General features: G+C 62.5%; 21 protein-coding genes and 1 pseudogene. 6 read left to right on the top strand and 16 right to left on the bottom strand.

What is annotated here, in order from left to right:
• Positions 1-2: 2 nt before the first annotated feature.
• From EN943_RS00875 to EN943_RS00855, 5 genes are all read right to left on the bottom strand, one after another.
• Positions 3-890 (bottom strand): branched-chain amino acid ABC transporter permease, encoded by an 888-nt coding sequence (locus EN943_RS00875; RefSeq protein WP_127411128.1) that lies wholly within the window; start codon positions 888-890, stop codon positions 3-5.
• A gap of 4 nt (positions 891-894) precedes the next feature.
• On the bottom strand, positions 895-1,620 hold the full coding sequence (locus EN943_RS00870; protein ID WP_127411127.1) for an ABC transporter ATP-binding protein: 726 nt from the start codon (positions 1,618-1,620) through the stop codon (positions 895-897).
• Positions 1,617-2,441 carry an ABC transporter ATP-binding protein gene (locus EN943_RS00865; protein ID WP_127411126.1) on the bottom strand — a complete coding sequence of 275 codons (825 nt, stop codon included), beginning with the start codon at positions 2,439-2,441 and terminating at the stop codon, positions 1,617-1,619. Before EN943_RS00865 ends, EN943_RS00870 begins: the two co-directional genes overlap by 4 nt.
• 70 nt (positions 2,442-2,511) lie before the next feature.
• Positions 2,512-3,810, bottom strand: coding sequence for an ABC transporter substrate-binding protein (locus EN943_RS00860; RefSeq protein WP_127411125.1), 1,299 nt, complete (start codon positions 3,808-3,810; stop codon positions 2,512-2,514).
• Positions 3,811-3,864: 54 nt separating this feature from the next.
• On the bottom strand, positions 3,865-5,298 hold the full coding sequence (locus EN943_RS00855; RefSeq protein ID WP_127411124.1) for an amidase: 1,434 nt from the start codon (positions 5,296-5,298) through the stop codon (positions 3,865-3,867).
• Positions 5,299-5,429: 131 nt separating this feature from the next.
• Here EN943_RS00855 and EN943_RS00850 point away from each other — a divergent pair, with 131 nt between their 5' ends.
• Positions 5,430-6,398: a LysR family transcriptional regulator gene (locus EN943_RS00850; RefSeq protein WP_127411123.1), complete on the top strand. Its 969-nt coding sequence runs from the start codon at positions 5,430-5,432 to the stop codon at positions 6,396-6,398.
• Positions 6,399-6,648: 250 nt separating this feature from the next.
• Here EN943_RS00850 and EN943_RS00845 read toward each other — a convergent pair whose 3' ends face one another.
• Entirely contained in the window at positions 6,649-7,539 is an 891-nt protein-coding gene (locus EN943_RS00845) for a LysR family transcriptional regulator (RefSeq protein WP_127411122.1), read from the bottom strand.
• Positions 7,540-7,642: 103 nt separating this feature from the next.
• On the opposite strand from EN943_RS00845, the gene EN943_RS00840 reads away from it, so the two are divergent.
• Complete coding sequence (locus tag EN943_RS00840) at positions 7,643-8,437, top strand: SDR family oxidoreductase (RefSeq protein WP_127411121.1); 795 nt, start codon at positions 7,643-7,645, stop codon at positions 8,435-8,437.
• A 193-nt stretch (positions 8,438-8,630) separates the two neighbouring features.
• On the opposite strand, the gene EN943_RS00835 is transcribed toward EN943_RS00840, so the two are convergent.
• From EN943_RS00835 to EN943_RS00815, 5 genes and pseudogenes are all read right to left on the bottom strand, one after another.
• The gene (locus EN943_RS00835) at positions 8,631-8,981 is read right to left on the bottom strand and encodes an SDR family NAD(P)-dependent oxidoreductase (RefSeq protein ID WP_245475552.1); all 351 of its coding nucleotides are present in this window, start codon (positions 8,979-8,981) and stop codon (positions 8,631-8,633) included.
• A 15-nt stretch (positions 8,982-8,996) separates the two neighbouring features.
• Positions 8,997-10,004 (bottom strand): amidohydrolase family protein, encoded by a 1,008-nt coding sequence (locus EN943_RS00830; RefSeq protein ID WP_127411120.1) that lies wholly within the window; start codon positions 10,002-10,004, stop codon positions 8,997-8,999.
• A 94-nt stretch (positions 10,005-10,098) separates the two neighbouring features.
• Positions 10,099-10,787 (bottom strand): annotated as a pseudogene (locus EN943_RS00825) (type 1 glutamine amidotransferase domain-containing protein).
• An 11-nt stretch (positions 10,788-10,798) separates the two neighbouring features.
• Entirely contained in the window at positions 10,799-11,848 is a 1,050-nt protein-coding gene (locus EN943_RS00820; protein WP_127411119.1) for an NAD(P)-dependent alcohol dehydrogenase, read from the bottom strand.
• Between the two features lie 98 nt (positions 11,849-11,946).
• The gene (locus EN943_RS00815; protein ID WP_127411118.1) at positions 11,947-12,246 is read right to left on the bottom strand and encodes a superoxide dismutase; all 300 of its coding nucleotides are present in this window, start codon (positions 12,244-12,246) and stop codon (positions 11,947-11,949) included.
• A 182-nt stretch (positions 12,247-12,428) separates the two neighbouring features.
• Here EN943_RS00815 and EN943_RS00810 point away from each other — a divergent pair, with 182 nt between their 5' ends.
• Together EN943_RS00810 and EN943_RS00805 are read left to right on the top strand one after the other, a co-directional pair.
• Positions 12,429-13,334, top strand: a complete 906-nt coding sequence (locus EN943_RS00810) for a LysR family transcriptional regulator (RefSeq protein WP_127411117.1) — start codon at positions 12,429-12,431, stop codon at positions 13,332-13,334.
• 244 nt (positions 13,335-13,578) lie between these two features.
• Entirely contained in the window at positions 13,579-13,776 is a 198-nt protein-coding gene (locus EN943_RS00805) for a hypothetical protein (RefSeq protein WP_127411116.1), read from the top strand.
• A 130-nt stretch (positions 13,777-13,906) separates the two neighbouring features.
• Here EN943_RS00805 and EN943_RS00800 read toward each other — a convergent pair whose 3' ends face one another.
• The gene (locus tag EN943_RS00800; protein ID WP_127411115.1) at positions 13,907-14,425 is read right to left on the bottom strand and encodes a ferritin-like domain-containing protein; all 519 of its coding nucleotides are present in this window, start codon (positions 14,423-14,425) and stop codon (positions 13,907-13,909) included.
• Between the two features lie 406 nt (positions 14,426-14,831).
• On the opposite strand from EN943_RS00800, the gene EN943_RS00795 reads away from it, so the two are divergent.
• Complete coding sequence (locus tag EN943_RS00795) at positions 14,832-16,394, top strand: GMC family oxidoreductase N-terminal domain-containing protein (RefSeq protein ID WP_127411114.1); 1,563 nt, start codon at positions 14,832-14,834, stop codon at positions 16,392-16,394.
• Between the two features lie 23 nt (positions 16,395-16,417).
• Positions 16,418-16,882 carry a RidA family protein gene (locus EN943_RS00790; RefSeq protein ID WP_127411113.1) on the top strand — a complete coding sequence of 155 codons (465 nt, stop codon included), beginning with the start codon at positions 16,418-16,420 and terminating at the stop codon, positions 16,880-16,882.
• Between the two features lie 37 nt (positions 16,883-16,919).
• Here the strand turns inward: EN943_RS00790 and EN943_RS00785 are convergent, their stop codons facing one another.
• From EN943_RS00785 to EN943_RS00770, 4 genes are read right to left on the bottom strand one after another with little or no spacing between them, the layout of a single operon-like run.
• Positions 16,920-18,446 carry an aldehyde dehydrogenase family protein gene (locus EN943_RS00785; protein WP_127411112.1) on the bottom strand — a complete coding sequence of 509 codons (1,527 nt, stop codon included), beginning with the start codon at positions 18,444-18,446 and terminating at the stop codon, positions 16,920-16,922.
• On the bottom strand, positions 18,446-19,252 hold the full coding sequence (locus tag EN943_RS00780) for a creatininase family protein (protein WP_127411111.1): 807 nt from the start codon (positions 19,250-19,252) through the stop codon (positions 18,446-18,448). The genes EN943_RS00785 and EN943_RS00780 overlap by 1 nt, the downstream gene beginning before the upstream one ends.
• Positions 19,249-20,223, bottom strand: coding sequence for an ABC transporter permease (locus tag EN943_RS00775; RefSeq protein ID WP_127411110.1), 975 nt, complete (start codon positions 20,221-20,223; stop codon positions 19,249-19,251). Before EN943_RS00775 ends, EN943_RS00780 begins: the two co-directional genes overlap by 4 nt.
• A 13-nt stretch (positions 20,224-20,236) precedes the next feature.
• Positions 20,237-21,256, bottom strand: a complete 1,020-nt coding sequence (locus tag EN943_RS00770) for a Gfo/Idh/MocA family oxidoreductase (protein ID WP_127411109.1) — start codon at positions 21,254-21,256, stop codon at positions 20,237-20,239.
• Positions 21,257-21,262: the final 6 nt, after the last annotated feature.

Here is a 21,262-nt window from a genome sequence, read left to right as displayed (position 1 = left end):
CCTCACATGCGCCGGATTTCGGCGTGGCCGAAAAGGCCGGACGGCCGCCAGATCAGCACGGCAATGACGACGAACAGCAGCGATGGAAAGCCCCACCTGGCGCCCAAGGCGTACTGGACGAAGGATTCGAGCAACGCCAGCCCAAGTGCTGCTGCAATGGCGCCCGGCAGATTGCCGAGACCGGCGACCACGCACATGATGAAGGCCTTCAGCATCGGGTCGTTGCCGAGTGGCGGCGACAATTGCGTCATCGACGAGACCATGACGCCGCAGATGCCGGCGAGCGCGCCCGACAGCATCAGCACCTGCAGGTAGACGCGGTTGACGGCGACGCCCATGAGCTGCGCCGCGTCGCGGTTCTGCGCCGTCGCCCGGATCGCACGGCCCATCCGCGTGCGGCCGAGCGCCGCCGAGACGACCACCATCATGACGACCACCACCGCGATGATCAGAAGGTTCTGCCAGGGCAGCGTCAGCGGCCCCAGGCGTAAGGCACCGGCGATCGAAACCGGCTGCTTCAGCGGCTGCCCGCCATAGGTCAGGAGGATGGCATTCTCGAGGGCGATGCCGATGCCGACCGTGGCGATCATGACGTTGGCTTCGAATGTCGATTTGTCGTTCTGCAGGAGATTGCGAACGATCGCGAAATAGAGGATGGCGCCGGCCAAAGCGCCCGCGACGATGGCACCGGCGAAACCGACCGCGACCGGCAGGCCGAGCGAGGTGATCACCGTAAAGGCGACGTAGCCGCCAAGCGTCAGCATCGCCGCATGGGCCATGTTGAGCATGCCCATCGAACCCCAGACCAGCGACAGCCCGACCGTCGCCAGCGCATAGAGCGCGCCCGAGGTGAAGCCGGCGACGAGAATGGCCATGAGAACGTCGGTCATGGCGTCAGCCTCCGAGATAGGTTGCGAGGAGTTCGTCGCGCGCCATCAGTTCGGCGGGCTTGCCCGACCAGACGATGGCGCCGTCGTCGAGCAGATGCAGGCCGTCGGCGAGATCCTCGACCCGGGCCGGGTTCTCCTCCACCAGCAGGATCGTGCGTCCAGCCTTGCTCAGTTGCGAAATGACGCCGTAGACCTGATCGATGATCAGTGGCGCGAGGCCAAGCGACGGCTCGTCGATCAAAAGGATGCGCCCGCCCATCATCAGGCCGCGGCCGATGCCGACCATGCGCCGTTCGCCGCCCGACAGGCTCGAGGCGATCTGGTCGCGACGGTCGGCAAGCTTCGGCAGAAGCGCGTAGACCTCTTCCAGCCGACGCGCGATCTCGGCCTTGTCCGGCGCGAGATAGCCGCCCATCAAAAGGTTTTCGAGCACGCTCATCTGCGCGAACAGCATATCGCCCTGCGGCACGTGGGCGACTCCCAGCATCGCCGTCTCATGCGGCTTGCCGGACAAGCGCCGGCCGTCGATGCTGATCTGACCGCCGCGCAGCGGCACCAGGCCGGAAATGGTCTTGAGCAATGTCGACTTGCCATGGCCGTTCGGGCCGACGACGGTGACGAATTCACCGGCATGAACGGTCAGCGAAATGCCCTTGAGCACGTCGAGCCCGTCATAGCCGCAGACGATGCCGTCGAGTTGCAGGACAGGTGGTTTTGCGGCTGCCGTCATGGCGTCCCCCCCACCGCCGGATTCGTCGCGGCGGCTTGCTCGTCGAAGAATTTCTTCAGCCGTTTCTGCGTGCCCTGGCCGAGATAGGTTTCGACGACGGTCTGGTCCTCGGCGACCTTGTCGGGCCGGCCTTCGAATATCACCTTGCCATGGTGCATGATGATCACACGGCTGGAGAGCGCCAGGAGAAAGCGCATGACGTGCTCGATCAGGACGATGGTCAGTCCCTGGTCGCGCAGTTTCAGCACCATCGCCATGATCTGGTCGATCTCGGCGACGTTGAGCCCGCCCACCGGCTCGTCGAGGAAGAGCATTTTCGGCCGGGTGGCGATGGCGCCGGCAATCATCAGCAGCTTGCGGTCGAGCACCGGCAGCCGCGCCACGGTCTCGTCGGCCTTGGCCGCAAGCCCGACGAAGTCCAGCGCTTCGATCGTTGCCTGCCGGACATCCTCGCCGAGGCGGAAGCCGGCCAGCCTTCGCCGCTGCCGGCCGAAATAGGCGGCGATCTGGATGTTTTCGCGAACGGTCAAGCTGTCGAAGGCGGCATTGAGCTGGAAGGTGCGGGCGATGCCGAGTTGGCAGATGCGGTCGGCCGGAAGCGCCGAAATGTCGGTGTCGCCGAAATGCACCCGGCCGCCACTGGTCGGCGTGATCCCCGTCACCACGTCGAAGAAGGTCGTCTTGCCCGCGCCGTTTGGCCCACCAATGCCGACGATCTCGCCCGCATTGACCACCATCGACACGCCGTCGACGGCGGCCAGCGAGCCGAACCGTTTGACCACAGTGTCACAAACCAGCATCGGACCGGCGGCCTCAGTCATATTTCTCACCCAATGGAGCCGGTCGGGCAAAGGGCCCGGCCGGTGTCGTTGGTTTCATTTCCGCGTCCGGTCACTTGATCCATGGCGGCAGGATGAAGCTGTCCGTGGCATAGAGCGCCGGCGCGATCAGCTTCGGATCGGTCTTGTAATCCTGATGCTGCAGGAACTGGTGCGGCATGCCAAGCGACGGATCGGCCACCTGCGTCGGATAGCAGAAGGCCGATTGGCCGGCCGGATCGGCCCGGTAGGTGCCGTTGACCCCGCGATAGACCAGGCGCTTCATTGCATTGGCCACATTGGTGGTCTGCGCCTTGTTCATCGGTTCGCCTGGACCACCGGCGACTGCTGCGGCAAGCGCCCACATCCACAGGCCGTCATAGGTCTGCGATCCCGTGATGTAGGCCGAGTTCGGACCGAATTTGGCCCGGTAGCTCTCGCGGAACGGCTTGGAGAAATCGTCCGGCAGGCAGCCGATCACCGTGGAATAGACGACGCCGTTGATCGCCTCGCCGCCGATCTCGCGGAAAGCCGGCAGCGATGGTCCGTATTGCATGTAGATCAGGCTGTTGATCGGCTCGGCGAGGAACTGGACCATGAACTGCGCCAGGTCCTGCGGCAGGAAGTGCGTGACCAGGATCGCTGCCGGCGGGTCCTGGCGAAGTTTCGCCAGCGTCGGTCCCCATTGGTTGGTCGGGAACGGAACGGTCTCGAACAGGCTAACCTCGAAGCCGTATTCGGCGGCCTTGTCGCGGATCGCGTTGGCGATGACGATCGAATATTCGTTGGCCGACGGGATGATGGCGATCTTCTTGTTGGGCGCCTTCCATTTGCCGTCCGCGGCAAGCATCTTGAGGAAGTTCAGGCAGCCCGGTCCATACCAGAACTCCGGCGGATCGCCCTGGAAGGAGCTGTAGTAGCGGGCAGGGTCGGTCTTGAACTTCTCATTGTGCGAAATCAGCGTGTTGTAGTGCATCATGATGACGTCGTTGTCGGCGGCGACGTCCATCTCGATCATGTTGGTGCCGAGATTGTAGCCATTGATGATGACCGGCGCCTCGAAGCGGTCGATCAGGCGCTGCATCGACTGGCTGACGAGGTCGGCGCCCATTTCCTTGGTGTCTTCGATGTGGATCTCGACAGGCCGGCCGAGAATGCCGCCCGCCGCATTGATCTCCTCGGCGGCAAGTTCGAGACCGTTCTTGAACTCGATGCCGTCGGCGGCGGCAATGCCGGACATCGGCAGGGCCGAGCCGACCGGAATGGGCTTGGCGTCCTGGGCGATCGCCGCAGTGTTCATGTCGGCAAGAAGCGCGGCACCGGCCGCACCCGCGCCGACCACGCCCTGCAGCATTGCACGTCTGTTCATCATGGCAAGTTCCCCTTTTTTGGCGTTGGTTAGAGTCTTTTCTTCATGCGAAATCTTTCACACCAGATCTTTCTGGCGAAACGCGTGGGTCATGGGCACGAAAGCGGCTTCCAGGTCGGCTGCCGCCGAAAGCACGCGTGCATCGTCGCCGCGCGCGCCGATGATCTGGAAGCCGACGGGCAGGCCCGCCTCGGTCATGCCGCAAGGGATGACGCAGGCCGGTTGCTGGCTGAGATTGATCGGGTAGCTGAACGCCGCCCATTCGATCCATCGCGAAAGGCCGCTGCCCGGGGGCACTTCAAGGCCAACGTCGAAGGCTGGAATCGATGTCCCCGGCGAAACGATGAAATCATAGTCGTCCAGCAGCCGGTCCATGGCGGCGCCGAATTCGGCGCGCTCCAGCTGCGCGGCGACGAGCGTCTGGACGTTGAACGCCGCCCCAGCCTGCGCGATCTCCAGGAAACCCGGATCGATGCCCGCCCGTTCGCTCGGCGGAACCAGCGCCAGCCGCGCAGCGGCGCCGGTGAACCAATGATGCTGGAAAAGATCGAGGAGATCGCCACCGGGAAGATCAATCGGCTCGACCGTTGCGCCGAAGGCATCGAAATACGTCAAGGCGTGGGAGACGGCGGCGGCGATCCCGGAATCCAGGACTCCTGAAGGCGGCTTCGACCAGTAGCCGATCCGAGCGCCCCGCAAAATTTCTTCGATCCGGCCAAGCGGCACCAGCGTTCCCACGCCTTGCTGCCAGTCGCTGATATCGCGGCCGGACATGGCGTCGGCCATGACGGAAAGATCGAGTGCTGTCCGCGCCATCGGTCCGATATGGGCGACGGTTCCGAACGCGCTGGACGGATAGGCCGGCACGCGGCCGAAGGTCGGCTTCAATCCGGCGATGCCGGTGAACGAGGCCGGAATGCGGATCGAGCCGCCGCCATCGGTACCGAGATGGAAGACGCCGGCGCCGGTGGCGGCGGCCACCGCCGCTCCGCCGGAGGAACCGCCGGGGGTCTTTTGCGCATTCCAGGGATTGCGCGTGATGCCGCAGAGGCCGCTGTCGGTAATCGCCTTCCAGCCGAATTCGGGCGTCGTCGTCTGCCCGATGAAGACGGCGCCCGCTCTGCGCAGCAGGGCAACGGCGGGAGCATCCTGGTCATAGGCGGCGGGAGTCGTCGTCCTGCTGCCGTAACGCACGCTCCAGCCGTCGACCCAGACGATGTCCTTCAGCGTCGTCGGTATGCCGTCGGCCGCCGACAGCGGCTCGCCTGCCCGCCAGCGTTTCTCGGAAGCACCTGCGGCCTCGATCGCACCCTTGCGGTCGATCGAGGTGAAGGCGTTGAAAAGCGGATTGATCGCTTCGGCGCGAGCCACAGCCGCCAGCGTCACCTCGACGGGCGACAGCGATCCAGCGCCGTAGGCAGCGTTAAGCTCTGCGGCACCCAGGCGGCACAGCTCATCGGCGTCGGCAATGGGAGACAGCCCATTCGGCATGCAGTTCGAACCCCTCACTCCATGGCCGCTCTTCCGGCAGCCTTGTCAGCCCTGCCAATCTGGCGGGTTTCTTCATCACCATAAAATGTATTGTTGTGGGGAATATTCGCTATTTAATGTAACAAAGAGCCATGAACCTGACTATCCGGCAGTTGCGCTATGTCTGCGAAGTCGCCCGCCTTGGCAGCGTGCTGGCGGCCTCCAGATCGCTCTACATCTCGCAATCCTCCATCCTCGCGGCGATCACTCTGGCCGAGGCCGGGATGGGGGCGCGCATTTTCGACAGGCGGCCGGCGCGCGGCGTCTCCATCACGCCGGCCGGCCAACGCTTCGTCGCCGCCGCCCGCATCATGCTGGCGGCGGAAACGGAGTTCAACCGGTCGATCGGAGACCTCAACGGGCGCGTGCCGAAGGTCCTGCGCATCGGCTGCTTCGAGCCGTTCGGCGCGCTGTTCATGCCGGAGATGCTGCGCAGCTACCTCGACAGCGTCGGCGATGTCGAGATCGACCTTGTCGAGGCCGACCAAGTCCAGTTGCAGGAACGGCTTGTCGCTGGCCAGATCGATCTTGCCATTCTCTACGACATCGGTCCAATCGGTATCGACAGCGTCACCCGCATCTGCAAGGTACCGGCGCATGCCGTGCTCAATGCGGACGATCCCCTTGCCGCGCGCGACGGCATCTGGCTGGCGGAACTGGCGGCACGGCCGCTGGTGCTGCTCGACCTGCCGCACACGGCGACCTATCTCCTGACCCTGTTCGACGTGCTGGCGAAACGGCCGGAGGTGCGCTTTCGCACGCGCTCCTACGAAACGGTGCGCTCGGCCGTCGCATCCGGCTTCGGCATGGCCGTCCTCAACATGCGGCCGATCGGTCGCGCCACCGCCGATGGCGAGGAGATCGTTCGAAGACCAATCCTCGATGAACTGCCGCCACCGACGCTGATCGTCGCCGACATGTACGGTTCGGCAAAGCCACTCTTCGTGCGTGTCTTCATCGACATGTTCCATCGCTTTTTCAGCGCGGTGGGCCCCTCGGGCTTTTCGGTGACGACGCCGGAGCGCGAACCTTTTCTGCTGGTCGCCAGGGAGGATGGCTGAGCCGCCCCCCGGACATTTATAGGGCTAGCGTTGCAACCGCGCCGGAGGTGCGGGTTCCTGATCGAGATGTTCGAGATCGACGGACGGACCGGTGACGGTACTTTTCGAGACGACTTGGGCGCACCGTCGGCTGCAAGGTGAAAAAAGCCCCATTGGTTCCGATAGTTGGCGCGTCAGTCAACAGCTTTGCACTGTTTGCGCAGCAGGCGAAGCTCCCCACCGATGGCGATAGGCGTTACTTCGGCCTGGGCTAGAGTCGCTGCGGGACGGCTGCTGCAAAGAAGTCGGTCGCGCGGCGCACGCGTGCCGGCACGAACCGACGCTTCGGCCAGACGAGGCTGATGTCTCTGACGTCGTCGAGAAAGTCGTCGAGTATCGTGATCACGTCAGGATGATTGAGCTCATCGGCGAGCGAGACCTTGGCGAAGAGGCCGATTCCGACGCCGGCTAGAACCCCAGCCCGGATCGTTTCGACGCTGTTGGACGATAAGTTGCCGCGAACGGTCACGCTGAACCGTCCGTGTGGGCCTGTAAACGGCCATTTCGCCAATTCCGTCAGGCCACCGTATAGAAGGCAATTGTGCTTACTCAGGTCTGCGGGGGACCTCGGCATCCCATGCTTCTCGAAATAGCGACGGGATCCGACGCAAACGAGGGGCGTGACCGCCACCCGGCGGACAACCGCGTCCGAGTCTTCGACAGGCCCCACCCTGATCGCCAGGTCGATCCGATCTTCCACCATGTCTCGCACGAAATCCGAAAGAACGAGATCCACCTGAAGGCCGGGATAAAGCGACAACAACTCGGGTATCAGCGGCAGGATATGCAGGCGGCCAAATGTGGAGGCCGCGCTGATCCTGATCAGGCCCGAAACAGTCTGCGTGCTGCTCGTGAGTTCGCTATCGGCATCGTCGATTTCATCAACCAGCGGCTTCGTCCGGTCATAGTATCGCTGCCCCTGATCCGTCAGGGTCACGCTGCGGGTGCTCCGATTGAACAGCGCCACGCCGAGGCGTTTCTCGAGCGCGGCGATTGCCTTGCTGACAGCGGGCTGTGACTCGCCGATCCGGCGCGCAGCGGCCGAAAAGCCGCCCGATTCGACCACCGCGATAAAGGCACTCAACTCGTGAAATCGGCCCATTATATTCTCCTTCGGCATCAATCTTATGGAGATTTGTATTATTATCAATGTTTTTCACATGACCTAGATGAGGCGTCTACCAACGCTTGAAAGGGAATCTGCCATGAATATCGATAGTACTGGACGCAAGGCGGTTGTTACCGGGTCTACGGCGGGCATTGGCCGAGCCATTGCCGAAGGGTTGGCGCGTGCGGGCGCCTCGGTCGTCATCAACGGTCGCCGCGAGGACAGGGTCGCCGCAACGCTTCGCGAGTTGCGCGCCCTTTTCCCGAAAAGCGAATTGGTCGGTGTCGTCGCCGATCTTGCCACTCCGGAAGGCGCGGCCGAGCTGTTCGCGCGGGCGCCGGATGCGGATATCCTCGTCAACAATGTGGGCACGGGGCGCCCGAAGCCGTTCTTCGATATTGCCGACAAGGAGTGGATTGACCTCTTCGAGCTCAACGTCATGAGCGGCGTCCGCGCTTCCCGCCACTATGCGTCGGGCATGGCGAAGCGCGGCTGGGGGCGTGTCGTGTTCATCAGCAGCGAGTCCGCGCTCGCAATCCCCAAGGACATGATCGATTACGCCATGACCAAGACCGCTCAGCTCGCCATCGCGAGGGGACTGGCCGAGGAGGTCGGCGGAACGGGCGTCACCGTCAATTCGGTTCTCCCTGGTCCGACGAATTCGGAGATCATGAGCGGTTGGATGAAGGCGGCCGCAAAAGAGCAAGGCATTACGCAACAGGCGGCCGAGCAGCAGTTCTTGAAGACGATGCGCCCGACATCGCTCCTCAATCGCTTTGCGACAACCGAAGAAGTCGCAAACCTGGTCGTCTATGTCTGCTCAGAGCAGGCGTCGGCGACGACAGGCGCTTCCTTGCGTGTCGACGGTGGTGTCGTCCGGACAATAGCCTAGCGCGCGCTTTCACTCGTCTGTATCCGGCCCGGGGGCATGGCTGACAAACCTCGAGGACACGTGGCCACGAGCGGATTGCCGCAACCCGCGACGGCAATCCCATAGCATGGCGGCTCAGGAGCGATTGTTCATCCGCTCGAACAAAGCTTCGTCCATCCGGCGCGTATCGGCCGAAATACCGACAAGCACCTCCTCAATTGATGGCGCAGACTGAGCGTAAAGGAATGGATCGCGGCCTTGGTGGCGCAATAGACGGGAACATCCGCCATTGGCGAAAACGCCAAGCCGAGCTGACGTTGATGATGTAGGCCTGCTCGTGCCACCTCAGGGTTGGCAGCAGTTCGACGGCCAGATGGATCGGCGCCGTGAGGTTGATTGCCACCTCCTGGTCGAGAGTGTCGGCCTCCGGATCATTGTTGAAGTCGCGCCGATGCTGAACCTCGGCATTGTTGATGATCACATTGAGGGCCGGATGGTTCGACCGTGCGTCCTTCCAATGAATTGAAAGGTGCGTCGACCGGGCTTTTTGATGTGCGCACGCCATGACCGGCAAGCTTGGCTATGCGCCCGACGGAATTGCGTCAGGTTGCGAGCCCGAATTCCTGGTCAAACGCTCCCAGTTTTCATGAGCAAACCTGGCCTTATCGGCACTGCCGAGCGTCAGATCCTCTATGAAACGTCGCGCGTCGCCTCCTGGGCGATACTGATAGGGATAATCCGTCGAAAACAGGATGCGGTCGGGACCTACGGCGCCGATCGCTTGCTGCAGATAGGCCGGGCTGAACATGCCGCTGGCGGTCAGATAGAGATTGTTGCGGACGTAATCGACAAAGGGCCGCTGCAACCCCGACACCCGATCCAGCATCGCGAGCCGCTCGAGATAGAAGATCACCACTTCGCCCCAGTGGCCGAGAATCATCTGGAGGTTGGGGTGCCGGTCGAATACCCCGGCCAGGACGACGCGGACAAACTGGATGCCGGCTTCGTAGTGCCATCCAAGACCAAAGGTCGACAAGGCAAGGTCGATCGGTGTGCTGAATCCCGCATAATAGGCGTTGCGAACGCTCGCTTGCGGAATCTGGGGATGGATCAGCAGCGGGACGCCCAGCTCCGCCGCGCAGGCGAATGTCGGCTCGAAGATCGCATGGTCCAGGTTCCTCTCACGGACGCGTCCATAGAGAATGGCGCCCTTGCAGCCGAGCTCGTCGACACAGCGCTTGAGCTCCTGCGCGGCTGCGTCGGGGCTCGTGGATGGCAGCACTGCCAGTGCCTGGAAGCGGGATGGCTTCGAGGCCACGGTTTCAGCCAGGAGATCGTTAACCCGGCGGGCCAGATCGACGGCGTGGTGCCCGAGGTTGTTGAGGCCGGGCGTCGTCAGGGAGAGGACCTGCACGTCGACGCCTGTTTCGTCCATCAGCGCCAGCCGCTGTTCGCCGAGATCGGCAAGGCGACTGCCGAGGATCCCTGGATTGAGCCCGAGTGTTCCGTCGTCGGCGCCGGGAATGGTGTTCCACGCATGTTGCACCTCATCGGGAAGGGCATGCTCTTCGATCGCGATGATCTTCATTTCTGCTCCTTCGTAACCGTACAGCCATACTCGTTGGCTTGACAGCGGCCCTGCCGAACACGCCGCCTTAAGATCAACCGCCGGATATCGTCACTCAGGACTTTGCGGTCAGCTTGTCGACGACTGCCTGGCCGACACCGTGCGCCGACGCCGGATTCTGGCCTGTGATCAGGCGACCATCGACCACAACCTTTTCCGTCCAGTTCGGCGCCGGCTGGTGCAGCGCGCCTCGCTCCTTGAGCACGGTCGCTAGCAGATAAGGCACGACTTTCGTGTACTTGACCTCCGCTTCCTCCTCGTCGGTAAAGGCGGCCAGCTTCTTGCCGGCGACGAGATAGCTGGCGTCGGAGAGCGTCGCGTTCACCAGCGCGGCCGGGCCATGGCAGACGGCGGACACAATGCCGCCTGCTTCGTAGATCTCGCGGATCGTGCGCTGGACAGCCGCGTTGTCGGCGAAGTCCCACATCGTGCTGTGGCCGCCGGCGAAGAAGACTGCCGAATAACGTGACGGGTCGAGTTCGCCCAGGATCAGCGAGTGGGCGAGCGCGCCGCGGAATTCCTGGTCGTGCCAGAAGCGGTCGTTGACCGGATCCTTGAGGTCGAAGAAGTCGATCGGTGGATGTCCACCGCGGATCGAGGCGATCTCGACCGGAATGCGGCCTCGCGGAACACCGCAAGAGGATGCGTAAGCTCGACCATGGCGAAGCCTGTCGGTTCGCCGCTGTCGCCGCGGATCGGATGACTGGTGACGACGCAAAGAATGGGCTTGATAGTGTCTGGCATTGTCCTGGTCCTCATGATTTCAGCGAGGCCATGTCGATGACGAAGCGATACTTCACATCGCTCTTCAACATGCGCTCATAGGCTTGATTGATCTGCTGGATTGGAATGATCTCGACATCGGAGACGATGCCGTGCTGGCCGCAGAAATCGAGCATCTGCTGGGTCTCGGCGACGCCGCCGATGAACGATCCCGAGATTGCCTTGCGGCCGTGCACGACCCCGCCGGCGTTTACCGAAGTGCCCAGCGGCCCCATATAGCCAATCAGGACAAGCACGCCCTCCAGCGCAAGCGTGGGCAAATACGGGTTGACGTCGTGGTCGTAAGGAACGGTGTCGATGATCATGTCGAAGCGGCCGGCGACAGCCGCCATCTGGGCCGGATCGCTCGACAGCACCACATGATCGGCACCAAGCCGGAAGGCGTCTTCATCCTTGCCGGTTGACCGGGTGAACAGCGTGACGTCGGCGCCGAGCGCCTTTGCCAACTTCAGCGCCATATGGCCAAGGCCGCCGAGGCCGACTACGGCGACCTTGCTGCCTTCGCGGACATTCCAGCGGTGGAGTGGCGACCAGGTGGTGATGCCGGCGCACAAGAGCGGCGCGGCCCCGGCCGGGTCGAGTCCATCGGGGAGAGCGAGAACGAATCTATCACGGACGACGATGGAATCGGAGTAGCCGCCATGGGTGACGGTGCCATCGTGCCTGTCGCGGCTGGCGTAGGTAAAGGTCGCGCCTTCGGCGCAGTCCTGCTCCCATCCCTTGAGGCAGGGTTTGCAATGCTGGCATGAGTCGACAAGGCATCCGACGCCGACCATGTCACCGGCCTTGAAGCGACTGACCTTCTCACCGACCTGTCGAACCTTTCCGATGATCTCGTGGCCGGGAACGATGGGATAGCTCGTGAAGCCAAAGTGATTGCGCGCCAGGTGCAGGTCCGTATGGCAGACCCCGCAATAGAGGATGTCGATCACGACATCGTCGGGCCGCGCAGCGCGCCGCTCGAACACGAAAGGCTCGAGAGCCCCACTGGCCGATGGAGCGGAATAGCCCAGCACTTTCATTGTCTGTATTCCTTATCGATCCTGGCGCCATCGAGCGCGGACGAAAGCTGCTGCGGCGGCCGAATGCGGCAGGCGCAGCTCAGTGATTTCGCGAAGTCTCAGGCGTTCGCGGACGCGAACAGCGCTTCCCAATTGAGGAAAGGACCAAGCGGAATAACGTCCCAGTCAATGAGTCCGGCCTTGGCCAGCGGAAATTCGCGCAGAGCCTGCCTGGCGGCTTCGATCGAGTCGCATTCGGCTATGATGGCCACGCCCGGACGGTCCTGGCGGAAATAGATGTCGCGCACGATGCCGCTCTTGTAGGCCTGCCAAGTGTGACGGACTTCATCCGCCATATGCGGCTGGTACCGTTCCATGGTGGCGCCGGGTTGGGGAATGTCGAGGCACAGCAGTTTCATGGTAGGGCTCCTGGTTGGGAAGACGGATCAAACGAACTGAAGTCGCCGGGCAACGGGCGCGACTATCCAAAAATCGTTTGCGTGGGTTTGTTCCTAGCGTAGAATGAGTGTCAGCAGTGGCGACAGTTCTTCCCGTTTTTGGTTCCCACCGCTCTACAATCGTCTTGAGGCGGCATTGCTCAATGCGCGACAGATTTGACGGGGTGCAAGTCTTCGTCGAAGCCGTTGAGGCTGGCGGTTTCGCGAAGGCTGCTGAACGGCTTTCGCTCACTCGCTCTGCCGTCGGGAAATCCATTGCACGACTGGAAGATCGCCTTGGTGTCCGCCTCTTCAATCGAACGACACGCACACAAAATCTGACGGAGGACGGCCAGCAGTACTATGAGCGGTGCCTGCGTGCGATCGGTGAGCTTCGGGCTGGCGAGTCACTTCTCGAATCGGGAAGGCGCGACGTCATCGGCAGGTTGCGCGTGTCGATGCCGGTGCTGTTCGGCCGCTATTGCATAGCCCCCATTCTCCTTGCTTTTGCTCGCGAACACCCTCGGCTCGAACTCGATCTGAGTTTTAGCGACAGGCGGGTAGATCTGATCGCGGAGGGTATCGATCTCGGGGTTCGAAACGGGGCTCTGGGCAATGGCGCCGGATTGCAAGCGCGTCGCCTCACCAGCCAGCCAAAGGTCCTCTGCGCCGCTCCCGCCTACCTTGCCGCTCACGGCGCGCCTGAGGTCATCGAGGATTTGGCAGATCATGACACGTTGCTGTATTGGCGCGCCGATCATGGACAGGACTGGCAACTCCCTGACACGAGCGGCGCACTCGTCGAGGTCTCGGTCACGTCGCGGCTTCGGTTCGATGATCTCGAGGCGATCGCGAACGCCGCGGTTGCTGGCATGGGCTTGGCTTGGCTCCCTTGTTGGCTTGTCCGTGACAAGTTGCTTGCCGGCTCCCTCATTGCACTGTGGGCTGATCGCCCAAGTGCGTCGATGGAATGCTATGCTGTCTGGCCGGCGACCCGATATTTGCCGCTACGGTCACGGCTGGCAATAGATGCGCTCGTCTCCGAATTGCCGAAACGACTCGACGGCTGATGCGTAGACGCAACGGACAAGTAGCGTGATTGAGGACATCCTGGGGAAGGCAAGACAAGCGCCTTGCTGTCGACTTCCAGGAATAGCCTTCTTGATTTGCGTTTGCTCTCCGAGGTTGGCATCCATTGCAGGCTTTGTCTGACCAGGGTCCTTCACAAAATATTACGTGAGGGAACGTTCGCGCCTGACTCTTCTTAGGCAAGGGAGGCGGTTGTCGCCTCGTGGATTGTGAAGGAGAAGAAGAATGCCCAATCAAGGTGGTAGCCACGAACAGCACGTAAAGGCAGGCCAGCAGAGCCACAAGAACGACGACAATAAAAACCGTCAGCAACAGCAGGCAGCTGGTGGCGGTCAACGGCAGCAGGGCGATGGATCCGGCATGCGTGGTGGAACCCACGAACAGCACGTGAAAGCTGGCGAACAAAGCCACAAAAACCGCTGATCGCGGGTGATTTCAGCAGACCCACCCCGAAGTGTCGGGGTGGGTCGACGCCGCGGCAAGTCGCGAAAGTCGCCCCGGCGGCTTGGCGCCGGGGCGACGCCCAGTCAGGACGCCCAGTCAGGACGCCCAGTTAGGCAGCTTGCTCCAGGGCGCGCTCATTGACACCGCCTTCGCCCAGCCCGGAAAGCGCTTCGTCCGTCGCGACCTCCTCTTTCAATGTCTCGTTGAGGAGCTTGACCACGTCGCTCTTGCCAAGCTGTTCAGCCCACGCGACCAACGTGCCATAGCGCGCGATTTCATAATGTTCGACGGCCTGTGCCGCGGCGACCAGCCCTGCATCCAGCGCGGGTTCACCCTTGTATTCGTCGAGGATTTCCGACCCTTCCTCAAGAATGCCGTCGATCGCCGGACAGGTCTTGCCGCGGGCCGGTTTGTCCATAAGTTCGAACACTTGCTCGAGCCGATCGACCTGGCCCTCGGTTTCCATGCGATGTTTCTCAAAGGCTGCGGCCACCTCCTCGGATTCGGCGCCCTTTGCCATCTTCGGCAAGGCTTTGAGTATCTTCTTTTCAGCGTAGTAAATGTCCTTCAGCCCATCGAGGAACAAAGCCTCCAGTCCTTTTGTCGTCGCTCTTTTTGCAGTCGCCATGATTTGTCTCCCTTGGATTGTCGTGAAAGCTCACCGGGGGTGTAGCCATGGACTAACTTTCCATGGAAGCAGTTGTTCCCTGGGGGCGACGTGGAAGGGCAGCACGTCAAACACCGCTTTTGTCGAGAGCCGATCGCTATCAAAAGGCGATGGACGATGACGGTGTGAGAACCGCTGGCAGGGGGACGGAGATGGTGAAAAGGAACACTTCGATAGGTTCATATACAAAATCATATTTACATATAAAACAAATCATGATGATCTTGCAGTCGTGCAACGGCGGCTAAGGTGGTCGGTTCCGGCGCCCGTCGCCGAGCCTGAATGCCGGAAGATGATCGTGCAAATGAAATCAACATGATGTTGCGGTCGAGTAAGCCGTGCATTGGTCGGATCCAGGGAGTGCGGCATGCCCTTTGATGTCATCGTTGTCGGAGCCGGCGCAGCCGGGGCTGTTCTTGCCGCCCGGCTAACCGAAGATGCGGCCACGACCGTGCTTTTACTGGAAGCGGGGCCGGACTACCGGAGCGGCGAGCAACCGGCCGAAATGGCGAGTCCAAATCCCTTCAACCTGCTGCTTCCCGATCATTTTCAGCAACAATACATGTATCCCGACCTGATGGCTCGTCGCACGAAGCGGCAGGAACACCGGGTCTACTGGCGCGGCAAGGGGCTTGGCGGTTCGACGGCCGTCAATGGGCAGATTGCCATTCGCGGCGTGCTCCATGCATTCGATCGCTGGGAGGAAATCGGATGCAAGGGCTGGTCGGGAGCCGACGTGCTGCCCTTCTTCTGCCGCCTGGAGGATGACCCGATCGCGGCCAATTTTCACGGCAGCGATGGCCCGATTCCGATCTACCGCGCGCCTGTCGAAAGCTGGGGGAGCGTCGACAAGGCCATGCGCCAAAGCGCGATGGCTCTCGGCCATCCCTGGCATGACGATCTCAATGCTCCGGATGCCGAAGGGGCTTGCACCTATCCGATCAACAGTCGAGCCGGCAAGCGCGTGTCGGTCAATGACGGCTATCTGGAAGCTGCCCGCGACCGGCCGAACCTCACCATCATCGGGCAGGCGACAGTGGACAAGGTGCTTTTCGATGGCAAGAAAGCGATCGGCGTTTTGGCCATCGTGGCCGGTCAGGTTCGCAAATTCGAGGCGCCGCTGGTCATCCTCTCGGCCGGCGCCATCCACTCTCCGGTCATCCTGCAGCGCTCGGGCATCGGTCCGGCGGCTCTCTTGAATCGAAAGGACATCGAGGTGCTTGCCGACCTGCCGGTCGGCGAAGGTTTCTTCGACCATCCTTATTGCCGTATCGAACTGAAGCTGAAGCCGGAATTCAAGGCGACCGATGTCGACGCGCGGCATACCAACTGCTGTGTGCGGATGAGTTCCGGCGTGCCGGGTGCCGAGCGCGACGACATTCTCTACGTCGCCATGAACCATGGCGGTATCGGGGTGGAGTCCGACAGCGCCCAGTTCGGCGAGGCCATGGTCAATCTGATCCTGATGGAGGCCAAGAGCCGGGGCACCGTGCAGCTGCGTTCCGCCAATCCCTTCGACCAGCCGATCGTGGAAGAGAACATGCTGGACGATCCAATGGATCTTCAGCGCATGCGTATCGCCTATCGCCACCTTGGCGAGATTGCCCGGCAGGCGCCGATCCAGGCGATCGCCGAGCGCGTTCTGCTGGGGGATTCCGATCTGCCCTTGTCATGGCTCGAAACGGCAAGCGACGAAGAGGTCGACAATTTCCTGCTGGCGCAGTCTTCCGACGCACAGCATGGGATCGGTGGCTGTTGCATGGGGAGGCCCGGCGAGGCCGTGGTCGATCCGGAATGCCGGGTCTACGGTTTTGAAGGATTGCGGGTAATCGATGCGTCGATCATGCCGCTCGATTGCCAGGCAAACACCAACCTCACCTCGATCATGATTGGCGAGAAAATGGCTGACAGGCTGCGCCGGTCCATCTGACAGCCCCAGAGAGGAAAGACGATATGGAGGCTTACCAGCGGCTAAAGGATCTGGGACTCACCTTGCCGCCGACACCCATTCCTGCCGGCAACTACATTCCGGCCAAGATGTGCGACGACCTGCTTTTTCTCGCAGGGCAGGGACCGAGCCGTCCGGATGGCACATGGTACACCGGCAAGGTCGGCAGGGACGTGACCTGGGAAGATGCCTACGAGCATGCACGGCTCGTCGGCCTGCAGCTTCTCGGTGTCGCGGCCCGTATCGTCGGCGATCTCAACAGGGTCGAGGTGATCAAGGTGCTCGGCATGGTCAATGCGGTGCCCGACTTCGCCGATCATCCCAAGGTCATCAACGGCTGCTCGGACATCTTCGTCGCCGTCCTCGGCGACAAGGGCCGGCATTCCCGTTCAGCTGTCGGCATGGACTCGCTGCCGAACGGCATGACGGTCGAGGTGGAAGCCATCCTGAGAGTGCTGCCTCGCGAGTAAACCACTCGCGAGGACAGGCCCGCGCGGGCCGTGGATGTCAGCGGGTGATATCCATGGTAATCGTCTTCAGGTCGCACATTTCCATCAACGTGTGCCGACCCCCGGTGCGACCGAGGCCGCTCTGCGTCCCGGCGGCGCCGCCGGCAGGGATGTGCGGCTCCCAATAGCAGCTCATCTCGTTGATGTTGACGATACCGACCTTCAGGCTTTCAGCAAAGGCAAAGGCGTTCTTGATGGTGCTGGTGAAGACCGCGGCCGACAGGCCGTAGGGGCTGGACGCGGCAAGTTCCATCGCCTCCTCGTCGGTCTCGAAGCTCAACACGGGTGCGATCGGCCCGAAGGATTCCTCGACATTGAGCAGGCTTTCCCTGGTCAGTGCTGTGACGATCGACGGCTCGAAATAGAGATTGGTTGCAAAACCCGCTGCCACATTGCCGCCGGTGACGATCTCGGCGCCACGCGCGCGGGCGTCCGCGATGTGGCTGAGCACTTTGTCGACGGCCACCGCATTGTTGATCGGGCCCATCGTCGTCGCGGGATCGAAAGGGTCGCCCATTTTCACCTTCGCGGCCGCTTTCACGAGACCTTCGATGAAACGGTCATGGACGGATTTATGCACCAGCACGCGTTCGGTGGCCGTGCAGATCTGCCCGGCATTGGCGAAGCAGCCGGCCCCCACCTGGGCGGCGGCCATGTCGATGTCGGCATCGGCCAGCACGATGGTCGGGCCGTTGCCGCCCATTTCGAGCAGAAGCGGCTTGCCCGCGCCACGCCGGGCGATCGTCGCGCCGGTGGCGGAACTGCCGGTGAAGCCGATGGCATGGGTGCCCGGATGAACGACCGCCTCGTCACCCACCTCCGCACCGTCACCCAGAACGAGATTGATGACGCCGTCCGGCAGGCCCGCCTCGATGAAGCATTCGACAAGTGCCGTGGCAATCAGCGACGTCGTCGGCGCCGGCACCCAGACGACGGTGTTGCCCGTTGCGATGGCCGGTCCGAGATAATAGAGGCAGGGCAGGGCGAGCGGGAAATTCCAGGGCGTGATGATGGCAAAGACGCCCTTCGGCTGCAGGAAGCTGAAGGCGCGCTTGTTGGCATCGGCAAGCGGAAACGCCGCCGTCTCCAGCCACTTCATCTGCTCTGCCGCATTGCGGAAACCGAGAGCTGCCGCCGACGCTTCGGCCTTTGCCTCGCTGTGGAAGGGCTTGCCCTGTTCCAGGCAAAGCAGGCGCGCAAGCTCCTCGGCGCGCCTGTCGATCGCGTCGGCGATGCGCATGCACAGCTGAGCGCGCGCGAAGGTTCCCATCTTGCGCATGGTCTCGCGTGCGTCTTCGGCGGCTTTCACCGCGCGACCGACATCGGCGCGGGTGGAAAGGGAGAGATAGCCGAGATGCTCGCCCGTCGAAGGACTGTCGATTTTCAGGAATTTGCCCGAGCTGCCGGCAATCCACTCGCCGCCGATGCGGTTGATGCCGATTCGGGCGGCTGCTTCGGGCTCCGAGACGATCGCCATGCCGCGCAGGTTGGGGCCTTCGAGAGAAGATTTGAAATGGACTGTCATCATGCGTTCCTTTGGCCGAATTCGGATTGGATGTTCAAAATGGCGGCGCGGCTGCGTTCCACGGCTGCGATGAAAAGTCTGCTGCCGGCCTCCGCGCTCGCCTGCGATGGCGTGCCGATGACGCCGTTGTCGCGGATGGCTTCGAAACGGCGCCAGACGGTGACGGCCGGGGCGGCGTAGAGGTGAGGATCCGGCCAGGATGGCGGGGTGCCGCCTGGCGGGATGAGATCGCGGCGAACGCTGTCGCCAAGCACATGCATCATCAACGACGTTTCAAGCGCGCAAGCGTGACCGGTGCCCGTGGCGGCATCGGGCAGGGCCTCCGCCGCTATGTCGGCGATGAGATCGAAATATGAGAAACCCGCGGTGACGATGCCACGCTGGCCAAGGGTGGTGATCGCCACTTGGATCGCGGCGCGGTTTCCACCATGACCGTTCAGCATGACCGGCAGGAAGCCGTCTTCGGCAAGGCAGGTGCAGAGATCGACCAGAATGGCGATGAAGGTCTGCGGGCTGAGGCTCATCGTGCCGGAGAAGGAACGATGATGCTCGGACGAGCCATAGGCGAAAGGTTCGGCGACACGGATGGAGGCCTGTCCTTCCGCCGCGGCGAGCGCAACCGCTTCCGCAAGCCAGCAATCGACGCCGAGCGGCAGATGCGGGCCATGTTGCTCGACAGCGCCGAGCGGCAGAATGACGACGGGTTTATGCACGCCGGCTGTCGCGTGTCTTTCCGTATCCGGCGAGGTCATCAGCGCAAAGCTGGACCCAGGCGGGATCGGCAAGGCCGGAGCTGGCTCGCTCATCGTGCTGCCTCGACAAGCCGGGCCTTGGCGTAGGTCATGCCGGAATCGGCGAGCAGCGCGACCATGATGATTGCCCCCTTGTAGAGTTCGAGGCTGGAGGGATCCGTGCCGAACACCCGAAGCGCGGTCGTCAGCAGGCTGACGATCAGGGCGCCGACGACCGCGCCCCACACCGTTCCCCGTGCGCCGAAAATACTGGTGCCGCCAAGCACGGCAGCGGCGATCGCGTCCAGAAGCAGCGAGGTACCGCCGATATTGGGCGTCACGACAGGCACCCGGCTGATCATGATCACAGCCGTCAGGAAGACGAAGATACTGGAGGCGCAATAGACGAGGATCGTGTGTTTCGTCACCGGGATACCGGCAAGTTCCGCGGCCCCGGCATCCGACCCGAGCGCATAGGTACGCAGCCCGAAACGGCTGTGCCGCATCAGGATTGCTGCTACGGCGACGATCAGCAGCGTTGCGAAGATGACATTGGGAATGCCGAAGCTCCGCTCGATGCCGACCGCGCGAAGCGTCGGATCCTTCAGCATCAGGACGCCTTTGGAGGCAACGGCAAGCGTTGCGCCCTGCAGCGCGACCATTGTGGCCAGTGTCGTCACGAAGGGCGGTATCTTCAACAGTGCGATAACGGCGCCGTTCGCGAGGCCGATCACCACCATCACGGCAAAGCCGACGAGCAAGGCAAGCGGCAGGCTGGCGCCGCCGTCGATCAGGCTGGCGACGAAGACGGCACAGAAGGCGACGCCGACGCCGGCGGACAGGTCGATGCCTGCCGTCAACAGAACGATCAGCGCGCCAAGCGCCAGGATAGCGATCGGGGTCGCCTGAGCGACGATGTTGATGAGGCTGGCGGTTGAAACGATGCGGGCGTCGATGAGCGCGAAGATCGCCAGCAGGATGACCAGCAGGATCAACGGCGAGAGATCGAGAAAGCGCCTGCACCAGATGTTCTGTTGGCGGGTCATGAGGATTCTCTCATTAGATGTGCCAGGCTTCGACCGGTTCGCGCAGGCCTGATTTGACGCTGCGCAGGATTGCATCGTTGACGGCGACGGCGCGCAGGGCGTCGTCGAGCGGCATCACGAAAGCGGTGTCGTCGCGAACCGCCGAAATGAAATGGTGGACCTCCTCGAAGAGATCCCCGGTGATACGGCCATTGACGGTTGGCCAGTGCAGGGCGTCGGGTTGCGACCACTGTCCACGCGACAGGATGCGTAGACCGTGGTCGCGCACGTCGAGGTCGATCATGCCTTCGGTGCCGATAATTTCCGTGCGTGCCCAGATGCCGGTCGGAACGGTCGGTGGCAGCGTCCAGCCGAAGTAGAGCTGTCCGCTCATTCCGTTCGACAGCTCGACGGTGGAGAAGATCGCGTCTTCGGATCGAACCCCGAGCGAAGGCATGAGCTTGGCGACCGGGCGGGAGTAGACGGCGATGATGTCCGAACCCGAGATCCATTGCAGCGCATCCACGTCATGCACGCCGAGGTAAAAGCAGACGCTCGAGTTTCCGTTCATGCGAAGACCGACTTCGCGATTGGTGAAACGGCCGCTGCTGCCGTGGATCGGCTCGCCGATCCGCCCGGATTTCACCGCTGCCGCGGCCTCGCAATAGCGCGGGTCGAACCGCAGGATGTGGCCGACCAACAGACGCGCGCCGTTTCTCTCCGCTGCTTTCGCAATCGCCTTGGCAGCGGATAGATCATGAGCCATCGGTTTTTCGAGCAGCACCGGCTTGCCGGCATCGAGCAGCGTGCGGCAGACGTCTTCATGCAGCGTGTCGGGTGCCGCCACGATGTAGGCGTCGGCGGCATTGGCAGTCAGCGCGGCTGCGGCATCGGTAAAATGCCGGACGCCGAAATCGGACGCGGCCTGGCTTCCCGAGGCAGCGTTCGGATCAACGAATGCCGACAGTTCCGCGACAGGGCTGGCGGCAACCACCTGCGCATGCAGGAGGCCCATGTAGCCGGCACCGACGATGGCGATCTTCAACTTGCTCAAAGAGTT

The sequence above is a fragment of the Mesorhizobium sp. M7A.F.Ca.US.006.01.1.1 genome, from assembly GCF_003997935.1.
Lineage (GTDB): Bacteria > Pseudomonadota > Alphaproteobacteria > Rhizobiales > Rhizobiaceae > Mesorhizobium.
Note: the sequence above shows the minus strand (reverse complement) of the source record. Positions and strands in the feature narration are given on the sequence as shown.